The organism is Actinokineospora sp. NPDC051303 (assembly GCF_055586285.1).
In genome coordinates this window covers 25,560-40,188 of the sequence record NZ_JBVJIN010000051.1, presented here as the reverse complement: position 1 = coordinate 40,188, position 14,629 = coordinate 25,560, and the positions used below count along the sequence as shown (strand labels likewise).

The following is a 14,629-nucleotide window of genomic DNA, read 5'->3' as shown; positions in this document are numbered from 1 at the left end:
GCGTGTGAGGCCGTAGGCTTCCCACCCGTCTTTCACACGGCGATCTTCCTTCGTAGGGGCCCCGAAGAAACCACTCCACCCGATCCAGCCCCACCCGCCAAAAAACCGAAGAAGCGAGCAGCCGCTCACACCCGCTCGAAGGTCACCCTGCGTCGTACCTCGTCGGCCTCCGTCAAGCGCACTCGGATGGTTTCGCCTTCGGGAAGGGAGGTTCCGGTGCACTTGGCCAGGACTGGCGGGGTGGCGATGAAGATTTCCGCCGTTGTCGGTTCCGCGCGGAGGACTACCGCGTCGAACTCTTGGCCGATTTGGTCGTGGAGGACCCAGGCTTCCACCTGGTCCAGGCAGGCTCGGTCGACCTTGCTGGCCAGGCTGTCGGAGGATTCCATCAGGACTGGGAGGCTGGGCAAGGCCTCCCGCACCCAGTCCGGGATCTCCTTGCCCGCGCAAACCGCCAGGCAGATTTCGGTGCCGAAGCGGTCTACCAGTCTGCGCAGGGGAGCGGTGACGTGCGCGTAAGAGGCCGCTACGCCTGCGTGGGTGCTCAGGGGTGGGGGTTCGCCGTCGAAGACGGTGTATCCGGCGCCGCGTAGGAGGCGGGTGGCGTCCATGAACAGGGCCAGGGCGGCGGGCTGAGTTGGGTCCAGGTCGGACAGCAGCTCCGCGGTGCTTTTCTCCTTTGGCCAGGTGATGCCCAGGGCCTTCGCCGACCGGCGTAGCCACTGGACGGCGCTGGCGTCAGGATCAGGGAGGGTGCGTAGGACGCCCACCCGCACGTCCAGCATGATTTTTGCCGCGGCCATGCCGGTGAGCAGGGACATCTCGGCGTTCCACGCGTCCACCTGGGTGCGGGGGCGCAGCACCAGCCGCCAGCCGGCGTCGTCAGGCTCGACTTCCTGTTCGGGGAGCTGCAACTCCACCGCGCCGCGGTGGATCGCCAGTGCTCTGCGCAACCGGCCCAGGTCGGGGAGGGCCGCCACCGAAGGGTGGGGATCGCCGCGGTCGAAGCTCGACTGGACGGTCTCGTAGTCGAACTGCGCCACCGACCGCACCAGGGCGCGTTCCACCCGGGCGTCGACCGGCTCGCCGGACTCGTCCAAGTCGATCGTCCACAGCGCGGCGGGGCTCACCTGGTCGGGGAGCAGGCTCGCGATGCCTTCGGACAGGACAGTCGGGTGCAGTGGGACGTTGCCGTCCGGCAGGTAGATCGTCTGGCCGCGTTTGCGGACCTCGGCGTCCAAGGCGCCCCCGGGCACGACGAACGCCCCCAGGTCGGCGATCGCGTAGTGCAGTCGGTACCCCGCGCCGCGCCGCTCGATGGCCACCGCCTGGTCGAGGTCCTTGGCGCCGGGTGGGTCGATGGTGACCAGCGGCAGGTCGGTCGCGTCCACCCGGGGGCCGCGCGCGCCGTCGGACACGGCCTGCTCGGCCTCGGCCAGTGCCGCGGCGGGAAACTGCTCGGGCAGCGCGAAGTCTCGGCGGACCCGGGCGAAGTCCACGGCCGCGCCGTCCGTCCCGATCACCCTGGAGTTCACGCTGGCACCCTAACCGGTGAACGCCGTTCGTGGCCGGTGCGCGCGCGACCTCTTCCTGTCTTAAGGGAGGTCCAGCGGAGCGCCCTCGCGCCAGGCGTTGGTGATCGGGAGCCTGCGGTCCCGGCCGAACGCCCGGAAGCTGATCTTGGTGCCCGGCGGGTACTGGCGGCGCTTGTACTCGGCCCGGTCGACCATCCGCAGCACCCGGTCGACCAGTTCCGGGGCGAACCCGGCGGCGATCAGGTCGTCGTAGCCGCGGTCGCCTTCGATGTAGTCGTCCAGGACGTCGTCCAGCAGCTCGTAGTCCGGCAGCGAGTCGCTGTCCATCTGGCCCGGCCGCAGCTCAGCCGAGGGCGGCTTGCTGATCGAGCTCTCCGGGATGGGCGGCGTCTCGCCGTGCTTCTCGGCTTCGGCGTTGCGCCAGCGGGCCAGGGCCCACACCAGGGTCTTGGGCACGTCCTTGATCGGGGCGAACCCGCCGACCGCGTCGCCGTAGATGGTGGAGTAGCCCACGGCCAGCTCGGTCTTGTTGCCGGTGGCCAGGACCAGGTGCCCGTGCTGGTTGGACAGTCCCATCAGCGTCACGCCCCGGCAGCGCGCCTGCACGTTCTCCTCGGCCAGCCCGGTCAGCCCGAGCTGGTTGACGAACACCTCGACCATCCCCGCGATCGGCTGCTCGGTGTAGTGCAGCCCAGTCCGCTCGGCCAGGTCGCTGGCGTCCGACCGCGAGTGGTCCGACGAGTACACACTCGGCATGGACACCCCGTAGACCGCGTCCGCCCCCAGCGCGTCCACCGACAGCGCCGCGCACACCGCCGAGTCGATCCCCCCGGACAGCCCCAGCACCACCGACCGAAACCCGTTCTTCTGCGCGTAATCCCGCAACCCCGTGACCAGCGCCGCCCACACCTCGGCTTCCTCCGGCAACGGCTCGGCGACGCTCCCCGCGTGCTGCGGCTCATAAGCGGGCACCGGCTCCGCCGACACGGTCACGCGGCGCACAGCGAAGTCGTCAACGGCCTCGGCGTCGGTCTTCGCCGCACCCCCCGGCAGATCGAGATCAACCAGCCCCAAATCCTCGACAAACTGCGGCGCCCGGGCAAGCAACGTCCCATCAGCGCCGACGACCATCGAGTCACCGTCGAAAACCAGATCGTCCTGACCACCAACCTGGTTCACATAAACCAGCGGCGCCCCCGCCTCCCGCGCCCGCCGCGCCACCAGCGGCAACCGCGCGTCGTCCTTCTTGCGCTCATACGGCGAAGCATTGGGCGAGACCACCACATCCACCCCGGCCTGCCCCAACGCGGCGATCGGCCCGCCCTCCTGCCAGATGTCCTCGCAGATGACCATGCCCACCTCCAGCCCCCGCACCCGCACAATGTCCAGGGACCGCCCAGCCTTGAAGTACCGACGCTCATCGAACACGCCATAGTTCGGCAGATGGTGCTTGAACTGCCGAGCGACAACCACCCCTCCGTGCAGAACAGCAGCGGCGTTGCGCGCCCCCACCTCATCCCGATCGAGATAGCCAACAACCACCGCGATCTCACCGCACCCGTTGTCAGCCAACGTCTCAGCCAACACCCCCAACGCCCCCCGCGCGGCATGCCCGAAGGACTCCCGCAGGGCAAGGTCCTCCACCGGATACCCGGTAAGCGCCATCTCCGGAAACACAACCAGGTGCGCCCCCGCCTCAACAGCCTTCCGAGTCCAGGCAAGCACCATGGCCGAGTTGCCGGAGAGGTCCCCGACAGTAGGGTTGACCTGGGCAAGGGCGATACGAAGCTGCGGCATGCCACCATCCTCCACCATGTTTTCGCCTTAGAGGCGAAAATGTGACCGGGCTCAGCTTACCGTCTGCGCACACGGTGGTCGGGTGTGCTGTGGGCTGGCTGGTGGGGCGTGCTTGGTGGGGCTGGATCGGGTGGAGTGGTTTCTTCGGGGCCCCTACGAAGGAAGATCGCCGTGTGAAAGACGGGTGGGAAGCCTACGGCCTCACACGCGCAGCCAGCTTAGCGATCTTCCTTCTCCCCCGAAGAAACCACTCCACCCGATCCAGCACTTGGCGGGCGTGAGGAGCCGAAGCGGTACCCGGTTTGCCCCCGGGCCCTGGCCACTTGGCCTGGCACTCAGGCTCGCTCAGCGCGAGACGGGGTGGAACGGCACGCGCACCCACCCTCGCCCGGCCCTGCCGGGTGCCAGAGGGGTGGGGCAAGGTGCAAACCCGCCCTCCCATCAGGCCGCGCCAAACCCCGCCAGGTGCTCGATGGGGGAGCAGCGCACCCATGCTCCTGCCAGGCCGCACCTACGCCCGCCAGGTGCTCGATGGGGTGGAGTGGTTTCTTTGGGGGAGAAGGAAGATCCCTAAACTCGCCGTGGTCGTGGGGCCGAAGGCTCCCCACCCGTCTTTCCCACGACGGGATCTTCCTTCGTAGGGGCCCCAAAGAAACCACTCCACCCCATCGAGCAACCCCACCCAAGCGAGCCCACAGCAGGCCCCTCACCGCCCAGCCTTCACCTTCCGCATCGATGCCCGAACCCGCTGCAACGCCTGCTCAGCATCAGAGTCAAACGGATTGTCATGAACCATGTACGTCCAAGTGGACGTAGGCCGCCGCAACCCAGCAGTCTCCAGATCCACCCCATCCACCCCGATCTCAGCACTCTCCAGCGTCTCCCCAGAAAGCTCGCCGATCTCCTTGAGAATCCCCCGGAACTCGGCAATCGCCGCCCGGTGGAACTCGTCAATGGGCGTCTCCCGGGCCAGCGCGCGCAGGTGAATCGTCTCCCGCACGTCAGACAGATACGCCAGATGCTGCGACCACCGCCGATCCACATGGAACAGGACGATCTGCCGGGCCACCTTCGTCAACTGCTCGTCGTCCAGCTTTTCGGCTAGCTCTTTCCAGCGTTCCGGTGAACGTTCCGCGAGCTGACGCGCCGCGAGGTCTGTGCGCAGCACGTCGTCGCGGTAAGCCAGCACCAAGCCCCGCTGGTGCTCGATCAGCCGCGTGTACCGCCACGTGTTGCGGTGGACGTCCAGGTGCACGCCTTCGGCCACCCGCTGCGCGTGCTCGATGAACCGCTGCGCGGTCGCGTCGTCATAGCGTCCGTCCTCTTCGGGCTCCGATCCGGCTTCGGCTTCCGGCGCGTACTGGACGACGAGTTCATCGGCGAGGCTCGCGAAGACCACTGATCCGCCGGGGTCGCCCTGGCGGCCGGAGCGGCCGCGGAGCTGGTTGTCGAGCCTGCTGCTGGGGTAGTGGCCGCAGGCGATCACGTACAGGCCGCCCAGTTCGGCGACCTTGTCGTGGTCGTTGTCGTCGCCGTCGGCGCCGCCGAGGCGGATGTCGGTGCCTCGGCCGGCCATCTGGGTGGACACGGTGACGGCGGCGTGCGCGCCAGCGTCGGCGACGATCGCCGCCTCTTGCGCGTCGTTCTTCGCGTTGAGCACCACGCTGGCCACGCCAGCCTCGGTCAGCTTCTCGGCGATCCGCTCGGACTCGGCGACGTCCATGGTGCCGACCAGGATCGGCCGCCCGGTTTTGTGCTGGGCGACGATCTCGGCGACCAGCGCGGCCTCTTTGCGTTCGATCGTGTCGTAGATCCGGTCGGGCTCGTCTTCGCGCACGCACGGCTTGTTCGGCGGGATCACCGACACCTTCAGCTCGTAGAACTCGCGCAGTTGCTCGGCGACGGCCTGCGCGGTGCCGGTCATGCCGCAGACCCGCTGGTAGCGGCCCACCAGGCCCTGCACGGAGATCGAGTCGAGGACCTCGCCGCTCTCGGTCGGCTTGAGCCGCTCCTTGGCCTCGACGGCGGCCTGCAGGCCGTCCGGCCAGCGTTGCAGCAGCGCGATCCGGCCGCGGGAGGTGTTGATCAGGTGGACCTTGCCGTCGCGGACGATGTAGTCGACGTCGCGTTGCAGCAGCGCGTGCGCGTGCAGGGCGGCGTTGACCGCGGCGAGCCGGTCGGAGTGGTCGCCGGAGTAGAGGTCGATGTCGCCGAGGGCCTTCTCGACCACCTTCGCGCCGCGGCTGGTCAGCCAGGCGTTGCGGTTGTCCTCGTCGCGCTCGTAGTGCTGCCCGGGGCGCAGCGTCCGGACGATCTTGGCCACCTCGGGGTCGCCCTGGGCGTCGTCGGTGGACCCGGCCATGACCAGCGGCACCCGCGCCTCGTCCACCAGCACCGAGTCGGCCTCATCGACCAGCGCCACGTCCGGCGCGGTCTGCACCAAGTCGGCCTCATCGACGCACAGCCGGTCGCGGAGCACGTCGAACCCGATCTCGCTGACCGCGCCGTAGGTGACCTCGCAGCGGTAGGCCGCGCGCCGCTGCTCGGGCGTGGACTCCTGCTCGACCCAGCCGACGGACACGCCGAGCAGCTCGTAGACCGGCCGCATCCACTCCGCGTCGCGCCGGGCGAGGTAGTCGTTGACCGACATGACGTGCACCGACCGCCCCTGCACCGCGTACCCGGCCGCGGCCAGCGCACCGGCGAGGGTCTTGCCCTCGCCGGTGCCCATCTCCACGACCCGGCCGTGCAGCAGCTCCATCGCGCCGACGAGCTGCATGTCGTAGGGCCGCTGGTCGAGCCCGCGCCGCGCCGCCTCCCGGCCCAGCGCGCACAGCTCGACCATGCCCTGGGAGTCCAGGCCCTTCGCGGCCTTGCCGCGCAGCTCCTTGGCCGCCTTGGTCAGCTCGGCGTCGGAGAGCTTGGCGACCCGCTCCTCCCGCCACTCGATCGAGGCCAGCACCTCGGCGTACTTCTTGAGGTCGACGGTCGACGGCCGCTCCAGCAGACGCTGAAACCGGCTCTTGACCCGTGTCAGAAACGCAGCCACGTCTCCGGCCACCTCTCCCTCGTCCAACAGTGACGCAATTCTCGCCTTGCTGGTAACGGTGCAGCACGGCAGGTGAGTTCCGCATTCGGGTGGCAGGATCGGCCCGGTGCGGAGGTCGAGCGGTGTCGTGCTGGTTGCCATGCTGCTCGCCGTGGCGGCGGGATGCTCATCGGCCGGGCAGCAGGCGCCCCAAACCGAGCGCAAAGGCCCGACCGGGGCGGTCCCCGCGGGCCTCGACCGGTTCTACGGGCAGCCGCTGACCTGGGAAAACTGCGCGCCCTACGCCAAGGCCGACGTCGACCGGGGCCCGCTGACCACCACGGTGGGCGCCCGGTGCGCCCGGCTGACCGTGCCGCTGGACTACGCCAAACCGGACGGCGACACCATCACCATCGGCGTCCTGCGCAAGCCCGCCACCCGCCCCGACCAGCGGATCGGCTCGCTGGTGGTCAACCCGGGCGGGCCGGGCGCGGCGGGCCTGGCCACGGCGGCGCGGCTGTCCGGGACGGGCACGCTCAACGAGCGGTTCGACTTCGTCGGCTTCGACCCGCGCGGCGTCGGGTCCAGCGAGCCGACCGTGCGCTGCCTGACCGACGCCGAACGCGACGCCGAGCGCGCCGACGACGACGAACTCGACACCTCCCCGGCCGGGGTCGCCAAGGTCGAGGCCGACGAGCGGGACTACGCCGCCAAGTGCGCCCAGCGCACCGGCAAGGGCGCGGCGCTGCTGGCCAACGTCGGCACCCGCGACGTCGTGCGCGACATCGACGTCCTGCGCTCGGCTCTCGGCGACGAAAAGCTCACCTACCTGGGCTACTCGTACGGCACCCGCATCGGCAGCGGCTACGCCGAGGCGTTCCCGGGCAACGTGCGCGCCATGGTCCTCGACGGCGCCCTTGACCCCACCCAGGACGCGGTCGCCGAACTGGTCGCCCAGGCCGAGGGCTTCCAGCGCGCGTTCACCGATTTCGTCGCCTGGTGCGTGCAGCGGCAGGACTGCGCGCTCGGCCGGGACGCGAACCGCGCCCAGGCCCGCTACCAGGAGCTGACCCGCCCGCTGGCCGAGCGCCCGGTAAACACCGGTGATGGGCGGCGGTTGTCGTACTCGGACGCGACGACAGCCGTTATCCAGGCCCTCTATAGCGAAGACCTGTGGGAACTACTCAACACCGGTCTTAACGAACTGGGCCAGAACCAGGCCCGCACTCTTATGCTGCTCGCCGACTCTTATCTCGAACGCGGACCGGACGGCCGGTACTCCACCACCCAGGACGCGTTCACCGCCGTGCGCTGCGTGGACGACCCCCGGGTGACCGACAAGGCCGTCGTCCGCGAGGCCCAGCGCCGCTACAAGGCCGCCGCGCCGTTCCTCGACGACGGCCGCCCGCCGACCGACTCCCTCGACGCGTGCGCGTTCTGGCCGGTCCCCAACAGCGGCGAGCCGCACCTGCCCGCCGTCAGCGGCCTGCCGCCGGTCCTGGTCATCTCCACGACCGGCGACCCGGCCACCCCGTACGAGGCGGGCGTCGCGCTGGCCAAGGCGCTCGGCGGCGCGCTGCTGACCTACGAGGCCACCCAGCACACCGCGTTCCTCCAGGGCTCGGCCTGTGTGGACGCCGCCGGGGCGGCCTATCTCACCGACCTGCGGCCGCCGCCGGAGGGGACCCGCTGCTCGGCGTGATGCGAGGATGGGCGGGTGTCGAGATTCCGCCTGGTCCCGCCGCTCGCGCTTGTGGTGGCCCTGCTCAGCGCCTGCACGGTCGCCGTCTCCGGGACGGCGGTCATCGGCGCCACCGAGCGGCTGGGCCCGAAAGGGCCCGTGCCAGCAGGCCTTGAGCGCTTCTATGGCCAGGCGCTGACCTGGAGCGACTGCCGCTCCTACGTCCATGACGACGAGAGCCGCATCGCGTTCCTCAAGCGCGACGTCCGCTGTGCCCGGCTCACCGTCCCGCTGGACTACGCCAACCCGGGCGGCCGGGAGATCACCGTCGGCGTGCTGCGCAAGCAGGCGGCGAAGGAGCGGCTGGGCGCGCTGGTGCTGAACCCGGGCGGCCCGGGCGGGTCCGGCATGAGCGCGGCGGCGACGCTGGCGACCAAGGCCAAGCGCACCGAGCTGACCGACCGCTTCGACTTCGTCGGCTTCGACCCGCGCGGCGTCGGCGCCAGCGAGCCGCGCGTCCGCTGCCTCACCGGCCAGGAGATGGACGCCGACCGCGTCGACCCGCCGGAGACGACCGTCGCCGAGGCGGAGGCCGAGAACCAGGACTTCGCCGCCAAGTGCGCCGAGCGGACCGGCGTGGACGTGCTGGCCAACATCGGCACCCGCGACGTCGTGCGCGACATGGACGTCCTGCGCTCGGCTCTGGGCGAGGAGAAGCTGACCTACCTGGGCTACTCGTACGGCACCCGCATCGGCACCGCCTACGCCGAGGCGTTCCCCGGCAACGTCCGCGCGATGATCCTCGACGGCGCCGTCGACCCGCTGGAGGACCCGGCGCAGCAGGCCATCGGCCAGGCCACCGGCTTCGACAAGGCCCTCGCCGATTACCTCGCCTGGTGCGCCGAGCGGCCATCGTGCGCGATCAGGACCAAGGACGACCTCCGCGCGAAGATCGACGCCCTGGAGACCGCCCCGCTCGCCGTGGGCGGCAGGCGGCTGTCCGCGTCGGACGCCACGACCGGCATCGCCGCCGCCCTCTACTCCGACGAGGCGTGGCCGGTCCTCTCCGACGCCCTCGCCGGGCTGGCCAAGGGCAACGGCACGACCTTGATGCTCCTGGCCGACCTCTACCTGGGCCGAGGCAGCGACGGCGAGTACTCCGGAAGCATGGACGCCCTGATCGCTGTGCGCTGTGTCGACGAGCCCCGGCTCACCGACCGCGCCAAGCTGGCCGAGGTCGCCACCCGGGTCGCCGAGGCCACCAAGGGCTCCTTCCTCACCGACACCGAGCCGCCCCTGCCCGCCTTGGACCCGTGCGCGTTCTGGCCCGCGCCCAACACCACCGAACCCCACCAGCCCGTCGTCACCGGCGCTCCCCGGCTCCTGGTCGTCTCCACGACCGGGGACCCGGCCACGCCGCACCAGGCGGGCGTCAACCTGGCGAAATCCCTCGACGCCCGCCTGCTGACCTACGAGGCCACCCAGCACACCGCGTTCCTCCAGGGCGACCAGTGCGTGGACTCCGCTGGCACCCGCTACCTGGTCGACCTGTCCCTGCCCGCCGCCGACCTGACCTGCGCGGGCTAGGACCAGCGCGTCACGTGGTGGCGTCGACCGTGGGCTTGGCCTCCACAGCGGGCTTGGGGTCGGGGTCGGCCACCGGACGGTTGCGGCGGGGGAGTTTGCCGTTGGTCACGGCCAGGACCGCGCCCACGAGCATGACGGCCGCGCCGACGCCTTGGAGCAGGCTGAACGTCTCGTGCAGGAAGACCACCGAGCAGATCGCGCCGAACACGGGCGAGGTGAACATCATGATCGAGGCCGTCGTCGCGCCCAGGGCCCGGATGCCGCTGTAGTAGAGGATGTAGGCGACCACCGTGGGGCCCAGGACCAGGTAGCCGACGTTGAGCCAGACCGCGGTCGGGACGGCGTCCCACTGAACGTCCGGCACGGACGGGGCGGCGAACAGGGCCAGGGCCACCGCGCCCGCCACGGTGGCGTAGGTGGTGGCGCGCAGGGACTCGATGCCGCGCATGGTGTGCGGGACGGTCAGCGTGTAGGCCGACCAGCAGACCGCGCCCAGCAGGTAGACGAAGTCGCCCGCCAGCCGGTCCGCGCCGCCGCTGAAGTCGCCGCCGACGCCGACGAAGAACAGGACCGCGCCGCCCAGGCCTGCCGACAGGCCGATCACCCGGGCGGTGGAGACCTTCTCGCGGCCGGTCAGGACGACGAACGCGGTGGTCAGGATGGGGCTCAGGACCGGGACGATGATCGTGCCGTCCAGGGACGGGGCCAGCGACAGGCCCCAGAAGAAGAACGTGTTGTAGCCGAACACGCCCAGCAGGCCCGCCAGTCCCGCGCGGGTCTTGGCCTTCGGCGGCTCGCCGCTGCGGTCACCACCGAACAGCTTGAGGACCAGCAGCAGCACCAGCGCGCCGCCGCCGAATCGCAGCACCGCCGCGACGCTGTGCGGCACGGCGTCGACCACGATCTTCGAGCTCGCGAAGGCGCTCCCCCACAGCGCCATGGTCGTGACCAGCTGCAAATAGGCACGGCTGTACCCAGGACTGTCGATCATTTCTCATCCCCCACAGATGATTTCTCTTGCCCCCGGGACGCGGGAACGCGTCCTGGTACCAGTCTTACTATCCCCCCAAATGGGCTAACACTAAAGGGCGCGCCGCATGTCGTACACCACACGGCCGCCGACCTCGCCCAGGCCCGGACCTGCCGGACGGGCCAGCACCACGGACCCCTCACCGTGACGGACCGTGATCGGCCGACCCAGTTGGGCGGCCAGCATCAGGGTCGCCGAGCCGCACGCCTCGTCCTCGGCGACGCCGAACGCGCGGGCGAAGACCCGGGCCCGGACCACTCCGGCCCGCTCGTCCAGCCAGGCCCACAGCTGGACCTTGTCGTCGGCCGTGGCCGGGTCGGCGGCCTCGACCGCCGCGGCTTCTGCCACGCGCAGGTGGTCCCACGGCGGGGCATCGGCCACGGTGGCGCGCACCCACGTCGCGCCGTCCTCGACAAAGGTCGGCACCGGCTCGCGCAGCAGGACGGGCCGCAAGAAGTCCTGCTCGCGCCCGGTCTCCCGGGCCAGCAGCCAGCTCACCCCGACCAACGGGTGCCCGGCCAGCGGAAGCTCGACGGCCGGGGTGTAGATCCGCAGCCGGGCCGAGTCCACGTCCTCGACAAAGACGGTCTCGCTGTAGCCGAGTTCGGCGGCGATGGCCTGCTGGTCGGCCTGGCTGAGCCCGGCCGGGTCGAGCACCACGCCGAGCGCGTTGCCGAAGCGGCCGTGCTCGTCGGCGAAGACCCGGACGACGTCGACCTCGGTCACGACGCCAGCCGCCGCGGCCGGTTCGCGCGGGCCGCCTGGGCGAACTGCCCAGGGGTCACGCCGGTGTAGCGCTTGAACACCCTGGTCAGGTGCGCTTGGTCGCAGAAGCCCGCCTCGCTGGCCGCCACCGCCACCCGGGCGCCGGACTCCAGCAGCCGCCGGGCCAGCCGGACACGCAGCTCCACCTGGTAGGCGTGCGGCGGCATGCCCAACTCGGCGGCGAACAGCCGGACCAGCCGGTACGGGCTGGTCGAGGCCAGCCACGCCAGCTCGGTCAGCGAGATCCGGGCCGCCGGGTCGGACTCCAGGTAGTCACGCGCCGTGGCGACCGCGCGGTGGCCGCGGCCGGACGCGCGCGCCACCGGCGGCGCGTCGGCGAACCGCCGCAGCGCCAGGCCCAGCCGCAGCAGCGACTCCTCCTGCGCCAGGCGCTGTCCGCACAGGGCCAGCGCGCGGTTAGTGCGGTCGAGCGCGGTCACCAATTCCTGGTCTTGCACGACCGTGTGCCGTGCCGGAAAGGTCAATGTGCCCGGTTTGCCCGGAAGGAGTGTGGAAAACGCCTCGTCGGTGAGATAGAGGACGCGATACCGGTATCCCTCCGGCGTGGCGGATCGGCCGGTGTGCACCGCGCCGGGATTGATCATGAATGCGCTGCCCGCAGGCGCGGCGAACTCCGCGCCCTCGCACTGGAATGCCGCCGTGCCGCTGTCCATCAGCGCTACCGTGGTGGCGTCGTGGGCGTGGCGCGGATAGGCGTGCCTGCGGAAACGGGCGTGCAGGACCTCGACGCCGGGGATGTCCGGCCGCCACAGCCGCGCTGTGTCGCGATCCGCTCGCACCCCAGGAGCCATAAACGCAGCGTACCCGAAACGCGACGATCAGTACCCGTCCGGGTGGTTCGGGAGTCGACGGCAAGTTCGTACAAGACCGTGCCGAACTTGGGCGGGAATAGTGGGGCGCACCCCTGCGGGCAGCGCGCTGACCCGGGCGGACGGAGCGGTGATCGGAATCCACCGCGCCGACACAGTGTTGATGAGGAGACGAAGAAGTTGACTGAGGTGCACGAGGCGACTCCGGTCGTGTGGGACACCAAGATCGCCGTGGTGCTGCGGGACGATCTCAAGGACTGGCAGAAGCTGAACGTCACCGCGTTCACCGTCAGCGGCATCGCCGCGACCGTGGACAACGTGGTCGGCGAGCCCTATCTGGACGCCTCCGGCGTGGAGTACCTGCCGATGTTCCGCCAGCCGGTGCTGGTGTTCATCGCCGACGCGGAGACGCTGACCAAGATCCACGAGCGGGCGCTGCGCCGCGAGGTGAAGTGCGCCGTCTACACCGAGGAGCTGTTCGCCACCAACAACGACGAGGACAACCGCGCGGCGGTGCGCAGCGTCGAGAGCGACAAGCTGGCCTTGGTCGGGGTGGCGATGCGGGCGGACCGCAAGGTCGTCGACAAGATCGTGAAGGGCGCCGCGCTGCACCACTAGATTCGCGCCCACCTCCTCGCCTACGCGGCGACGCGCTGTCCGCGCGTCGCCGAGCGATTCGTCATTGCGGTCGAACACCAGGCAGTCGAACAGCAGTCGCATCACCTTGTCCGGTGCACGAATATCGACTTCGGGGAGCACAGGCGTGACAAATCTGGATTGCGTACTCATCGGCTTCAACGAGATCGACTTCGCTGATTTCGCCACCGCGCAGGAGGTGTTCCAGGAATCCTCCGGCGCATACCGGGAACTGGTGACCAACTCGGTGCTGGTGGGCGACCGGCGGCTGACTTACATGGACCTGCTTAACAAGGCCATGGAGCGGTCGACCGGTCGCCCGTCGGCGCTGACCGCCTTCGAGATGCCCAGCCTCGGCGTCGCCTACCTGGCCAGCTTCCTGATGCGCCGGGGCTTCGGCGTCGGCGTGGTCAACTTCTTCAACACCGGCCGCGACGAGTTGGCCGCGATGCTGGCCGAGTCCCCGCGCGCGGTGGCGATCACCACCACCTACTACGTGGACGACGAGCCCATCCGGCAGATCATCCGGTTCATCCGCGAGCACAACCCGGCCGTGCCGATCGTCGTCGGCGGCCCCCGGGTGCACAACCTGTGCAGCGGCCAGACTCCCGCGGTGCAGGACATCCTGCTCGACTCCATCGGCGCGGACGTCTACATCGATGAGTCCCAGGGCGAGGCGACCCTGGCCGGTGTGCTGACCGCGCTGCGCGAGGGCGGCGACCTGTCGAAGGTGCCCAACCTGATCTACCGCGCCGCGCCCGGCCAGCGGTCGATGGACCGCACTCTCAAGCGTCCGGAAAGCAACGACCTCAACGAGAACGCCGTCGACTGGTCGTACTTCGAGCCCGACTTCTACACGCCCACGACGTACCTGCGCACCGCCCGAAGCTGCTCGTTCGGCTGCGCGTTCTGCAACTACCCGGCGATGGCGGGCCCGCTCACCCTCAGCGACCTGTCCACCATCGAGAACGAGCTTCGGTACCTGTGTGAGCACGGCGCCCAGAACCTGATCGTCGTGGACGACACGTTCAACGTGCCGCTGCCCCGGTTCAAGCAGATCTGCCGGATGATGATCGAGAACAAGTTCGACCTGCGCTGGGTGTCGTTCTTCCGCTGCTCCAACGCCGACGACGAGGCGTTCGACCTGATGGCGGAGGCGGGCTGCATGGGCGTCTTCCTCGGCATCGAGTCCGGCGATCAGCGGATTCTGAAGAATATGACCAAGTTCGCCAAGACCGACCGCTACGAGTACGGCATCGAGCAGCTCACCAAGCGCGGCCTGGTCACCCTGGCCTCGATCGTGCTCGGCTTCCCCGGCGAGAACGAGGAAAGCGTGCGGAACACCCTCGACTTCGTCAACCGGACCAAGCCGACCTTCTACAACGTCCAGCTCTACTACCACGACGTGCTGGCGCCGATCGAGAAGCAGCGGGAGAAGTACGGCATCGAGGGCAGCGGCTACTCGTGGCGGCACTCGTCCATGAGCTGGCAGGAGGCCGTCGAGCACAAGGACGACTTCGTCCGCGGGGTGACCGGCTCCGCGCTGATGCCGCTTTACGGCTTGAGCATCTGGTGCATCCCGTACCTGCTGTCCAAGGGGCTGACCATGTCCCAGATCACCGAGTTCACCCGCGCGGCCACCCGACTCGTCGTCAAGGGCCTCAACGCCGACTACCTCGACCCGGAGGAAGGAGTCGACAGCGTCGTGCGCGCGCTGGCCGACGCGCCCGCCTAGGGGAC

General features: G+C 69.9%; 10 protein-coding genes. 4 read left to right on the top strand and 6 right to left on the bottom strand.

Annotated elements, in window-relative coordinates:
- Window positions 1-125: 125 nt before the first annotated feature.
- From ACZ6SD_RS27330 to secA2, 3 genes are all read right to left on the bottom strand, one after another.
- Window positions 126-1,523, bottom strand: a complete 1,398-nt coding sequence (locus ACZ6SD_RS27330; RefSeq protein ID WP_465319864.1) for an RNB domain-containing ribonuclease — start codon at window positions 1,521-1,523, stop codon at window positions 126-128.
- 72 nt (window positions 1,524-1,595) lie between these two features.
- Window positions 1,596-3,332: an NAD+ synthase gene (locus ACZ6SD_RS27325; RefSeq protein ID WP_465319862.1), complete on the bottom strand. Its 1,737-nt coding sequence runs from the start codon at window positions 3,330-3,332 to the stop codon at window positions 1,596-1,598.
- A gap of 706 nt (window positions 3,333-4,038) precedes the next feature.
- Window positions 4,039-6,381, bottom strand: a complete 2,343-nt coding sequence (gene secA2 / locus ACZ6SD_RS27320) for an accessory Sec system translocase SecA2 (RefSeq protein WP_465319861.1) — start codon at window positions 6,379-6,381, stop codon at window positions 4,039-4,041.
- 139 nt (window positions 6,382-6,520) lie between these two features.
- Here secA2 and ACZ6SD_RS27315 point away from each other — a divergent pair, with 139 nt between their 5' ends.
- Both ACZ6SD_RS27315 and ACZ6SD_RS27310 read left to right on the top strand, forming a co-directional pair.
- Complete coding sequence (locus ACZ6SD_RS27315; protein ID WP_465319863.1) at window positions 6,521-8,062, top strand: alpha/beta hydrolase; 1,542 nt, start codon at window positions 6,521-6,523, stop codon at window positions 8,060-8,062.
- Window positions 8,063-8,077: 15 nt separating this feature from the next.
- A complete protein-coding gene (locus ACZ6SD_RS27310) occupies window positions 8,078-9,628 on the top strand; it encodes an alpha/beta hydrolase (RefSeq protein ID WP_465319860.1) in 1,551 nt (516 codons plus the stop codon).
- Window positions 9,629-9,638: 10 nt separating this feature from the next.
- Here ACZ6SD_RS27310 and ACZ6SD_RS27305 read toward each other — a convergent pair whose 3' ends face one another.
- From ACZ6SD_RS27305 to ACZ6SD_RS27295, 3 genes are all read right to left on the bottom strand, one after another.
- Complete coding sequence (locus ACZ6SD_RS27305) at window positions 9,639-10,619, bottom strand: DMT family transporter (protein ID WP_465319859.1); 981 nt, start codon at window positions 10,617-10,619, stop codon at window positions 9,639-9,641.
- Between the two features lie 90 nt (window positions 10,620-10,709).
- Window positions 10,710-11,384: a PhzF family phenazine biosynthesis protein gene (locus ACZ6SD_RS27300; protein WP_465319858.1), complete on the bottom strand. Its 675-nt coding sequence runs from the start codon at window positions 11,382-11,384 to the stop codon at window positions 10,710-10,712.
- A complete protein-coding gene (locus tag ACZ6SD_RS27295) occupies window positions 11,381-12,235 on the bottom strand; it encodes an AraC family transcriptional regulator (protein WP_465319857.1) in 855 nt (284 codons plus the stop codon). The genes ACZ6SD_RS27300 and ACZ6SD_RS27295 overlap by 4 nt, the downstream gene beginning before the upstream one ends.
- Before the next feature lie 198 nt (window positions 12,236-12,433).
- On the opposite strand from ACZ6SD_RS27295, the gene ACZ6SD_RS27290 reads away from it, so the two are divergent.
- Both ACZ6SD_RS27290 and ACZ6SD_RS27285 read left to right on the top strand, forming a co-directional pair.
- Window positions 12,434-12,871 carry a DUF2000 family protein gene (locus tag ACZ6SD_RS27290; protein WP_465319856.1) on the top strand — a complete coding sequence of 146 codons (438 nt, stop codon included), beginning with the start codon at window positions 12,434-12,436 and terminating at the stop codon, window positions 12,869-12,871.
- A gap of 145 nt (window positions 12,872-13,016) precedes the next feature.
- Window positions 13,017-14,624, top strand: coding sequence for a PhpK family radical SAM P-methyltransferase (locus ACZ6SD_RS27285; protein WP_465319855.1), 1,608 nt, complete (start codon window positions 13,017-13,019; stop codon window positions 14,622-14,624).
- Window positions 14,625-14,629 lie beyond the last annotated feature (5 nt).

What these genes read in the sequence shown, in the direction of transcription:
- ACZ6SD_RS27325 (WP_465319862.1), bottom strand. Translation starts at nt 3,332, where the DNA reads ATGCCGCAGCTTCGTATCGCCCTTGCCCAGGTCAACCCTACTGTCGGG.
- ACZ6SD_RS27295 (WP_465319857.1), bottom strand. Translation starts at nt 12,235, where the DNA reads ATGGCTCCTGGGGTGCGAGCGGATCGCGACACAGCGCGGCTGTGGCGG.
- ACZ6SD_RS27305 (WP_465319859.1), bottom strand. Translation starts at nt 10,619, where the DNA reads ATGATCGACAGTCCTGGGTACAGCCGTGCCTATTTGCAGCTGGTCACG.
- ACZ6SD_RS27315 (WP_465319863.1), top strand. Translation starts at nt 6,521, where the DNA reads ATGCTGCTCGCCGTGGCGGCGGGATGCTCATCGGCCGGGCAGCAGGCG.